The 2377-nt window shown below is 37.8% G+C and carries 3 protein-coding genes; all 3 read left to right on the forward strand.

Annotation, left to right across the window (positions count from 1 at the left end; all coding sequences use genetic code 11):
• Positions 1–98: 98 nt before the first annotated feature.
• A complete protein-coding gene (locus HNQ82_RS14375) occupies positions 99–407 on the forward strand; it encodes a cytochrome P450 (protein WP_343053513.1) in 309 nt (102 codons plus the stop codon).
• A 70-nt stretch (positions 408–477) separates the two neighbouring features.
• The gene (locus HNQ82_RS14380) at positions 478–1101 is read left to right on the forward strand and encodes a dienelactone hydrolase family protein (RefSeq protein ID WP_066322962.1); all 624 of its coding nucleotides are present in this window, start codon (positions 478–480) and stop codon (positions 1099–1101) included.
• 11 nt (positions 1102–1112) lie between these two features.
• Positions 1113–2264 carry a 3-phenylpropionate MFS transporter gene (locus HNQ82_RS14385; RefSeq protein ID WP_075039479.1) on the forward strand — a complete coding sequence of 384 codons (1152 nt, stop codon included), beginning with the start codon at positions 1113–1115 and terminating at the stop codon, positions 2262–2264.
• The last annotated feature ends 113 nt before the right edge of the window (positions 2265–2377 follow it).

The following is a 2377-nucleotide window of genomic DNA, read 5'->3' on the forward strand; positions in this document are numbered from 1 at the left end:
TGTATGCGGAAGAAGGATCTTGACTGATGAACCCATTTCATCCAGCTAACATGTTTCTGGGATTGAGTGGAAATCACAGAAAATGGTGAAGACCCACTATTCATAACCAACTTATTCGTGAAGGAGATTCGGTCTATTTCTTCCTCGGTTCCGCTGGTCGTGATGAACGCGTTTTTGAAAATCCAGAAAAATTTGATATCAATCGGACAGGTAAACAGCATATTGGTTTTGGTGGTGGTTATCATGCATGCATTGCTGCAGCATTTGCTCGCGTAGAAATCGCCGAAATTTTAAAAGAAGTTATTCAACGTTTTTCTCACATTACACCTTTATATAATCTTGAAAGACCTGAATGGACGCCTAACCCTACCTTTCATGGTATTGTTACAATGCCGATCAAATACTAACTTCCTATACTGAGGGGGAGTGCGACACCCCCTCTATCTTTAATTATAAGGATAAGGAGTTTGTCATATCATGTTAAAACACTGTAATTATTCTGATGTTGCTGTCATCCTAATACATGAAATCTATGGGATTAACGATCATATGAAACACGTAGCTCAAATGATTGCCACTAAAGGGTATGACGTATACTGCCCCAATTTATTAAATCGAGATCATTTTCATTATGATGATGAGGCAGATGCTTACCAATATTTCAAAAATGAAATTGGATTTGGAAAAGCGAAAAAACAAGTTTTAAATTTAGTAGATTCCTTAAAGTCTCGATACAAAACCATTGTGTTCTGGGGGTATAGCGTCGGTGCAACCGTAGCTTGGTTATGTTGCGAACATTATGGCATAGGAGATGCGGCCATAGGTTACTATGGATCACGGATTAGAGACTATCTCAATTTATTCCCAAAACTACCCGTACTATTACTGTTTTCTGAGCACGAAAAGTCATTTAATGTTAACTGGCTCGTCGAGCAATTATCCTGTAAATCAGGGATAAAAGTCGAGTTGTTTAAAGGACAGCACGGGTTCGCTAATCCCTTCTCCAATAACTATCATCCGGATTCAGAAAGAAAGGCTTTTGAACTGTCCCTACAACTTATTGAAACCATTCAGAAAACGAAAAAAAATGTATTGACATAAGGGGAAGTATTATGAAACAAACATGGTTATCCACAAACTTTTTTGTATTTTTCTTCACCTGGGGGATTTTCTTACCGTACTGGACCGTTTGGTTGATTACAAAAGGGTTAACTGCTCAACAAGCAGGGATCGTGATATCCATCGGATTACTAGTAAGAGCTTTTTCAACTTCGTACATTTTTCCTGCCTTGTGCAAAAGGTATTGGTTATCACACGTTTCGCTTATAGTCGCTTTTTTATCTCTAATCATCCTAGTATGTTTTTTGCCTTTTAATAATTTGGCATGGCTTATGTTAGTAATGGTCTTTTTCAGCCTCATCTATCCCATGTTGTTACCTATCAACGAGACAAAGGCCTCCATTCTATCAAAAGAAGAAAATGGGATTGACTATGGAAAATGCAGATTATGGGGATCGTTCGGTTTTATTCTCTCATCAGTGTTAACAGGATGGGTAGCCTCAAAAAATGCGAACAATATTATCTATTTGTTTTTACTCGGTAATCTATTCATTTTAATCCTATCATTAATTCGATCTCCATCAAGCTTAAGAGTTAAGCTTTCTCAACGGGCAGGAGGTTCCTTTGAATTACTGAAATCAAAATCATTTTTAATATGTCTCCTCTTGAGTATGGTTTTACAAGGTACCCATGCTGCCTATTATAATTACGGAGTTATTTATCTTAAACACATAGGAATCAATAGTGTTTATATTGGTGGAATCCTTGTTTTGGCTGTCTTAGCTGAAATCGGGTTCTTTTACATTTCAAACCGAGTATTCACTAAGTTCGATGTAGCGACTATGTTTCTATTGGCCGGGATTGCATCAATTATCCGTTGGTCAAGTGTCTATTTTTTTGAGAATCCACTGGTTTTTGTGTTTTCTCAACCGTTGCACGCTTTAACATTTGGTCTCACGCACTTTGCATTCATGACTTTTGTTAATCAATATATTAGTAAGGACAAAATTCCTTCAGCTCATGGACTCTACGCATCACTTGCCATGAGTTTAACCACTGGGGTTTTAACACTTGTCAGTGGATACTTGTACTTGTATTCACCTGGATTCCCATTTCTCGGAATGGCATTGGTCGTGGCACCTAGTTTATTCCTATGCCCGATGCTTAAAAAGCTTACCCGTCAATCCAGCACATTTCAGGTATGAGTAAAATGTTTGTGGGAGAAAAAAGACAGGTTCCTGATTTGGTATAATCAGGAACCTGTCCGATATGTAAGCAAAATAGATGAAAAATGGGCTCTCCTCCTGTAAGGTAGTAA

The sequence above is a fragment of the Anoxybacillus tengchongensis genome (genome assembly GCF_014201585.1).
GTDB lineage: Bacteria > Bacillota > Bacilli > Bacillales > Anoxybacillaceae > Anoxybacillus > Anoxybacillus tengchongensis.

What these genes read in the sequence shown, in the direction of transcription:
- HNQ82_RS14380 (WP_066322962.1), top strand. Translation starts at nt 478, where the DNA reads ATGTTAAAACACTGTAATTATTCTGATGTTGCTGTCATCCTAATACAT.
- HNQ82_RS14385 (WP_075039479.1), top strand. Translation starts at nt 1,113, where the DNA reads ATGAAACAAACATGGTTATCCACAAACTTTTTTGTATTTTTCTTCACC.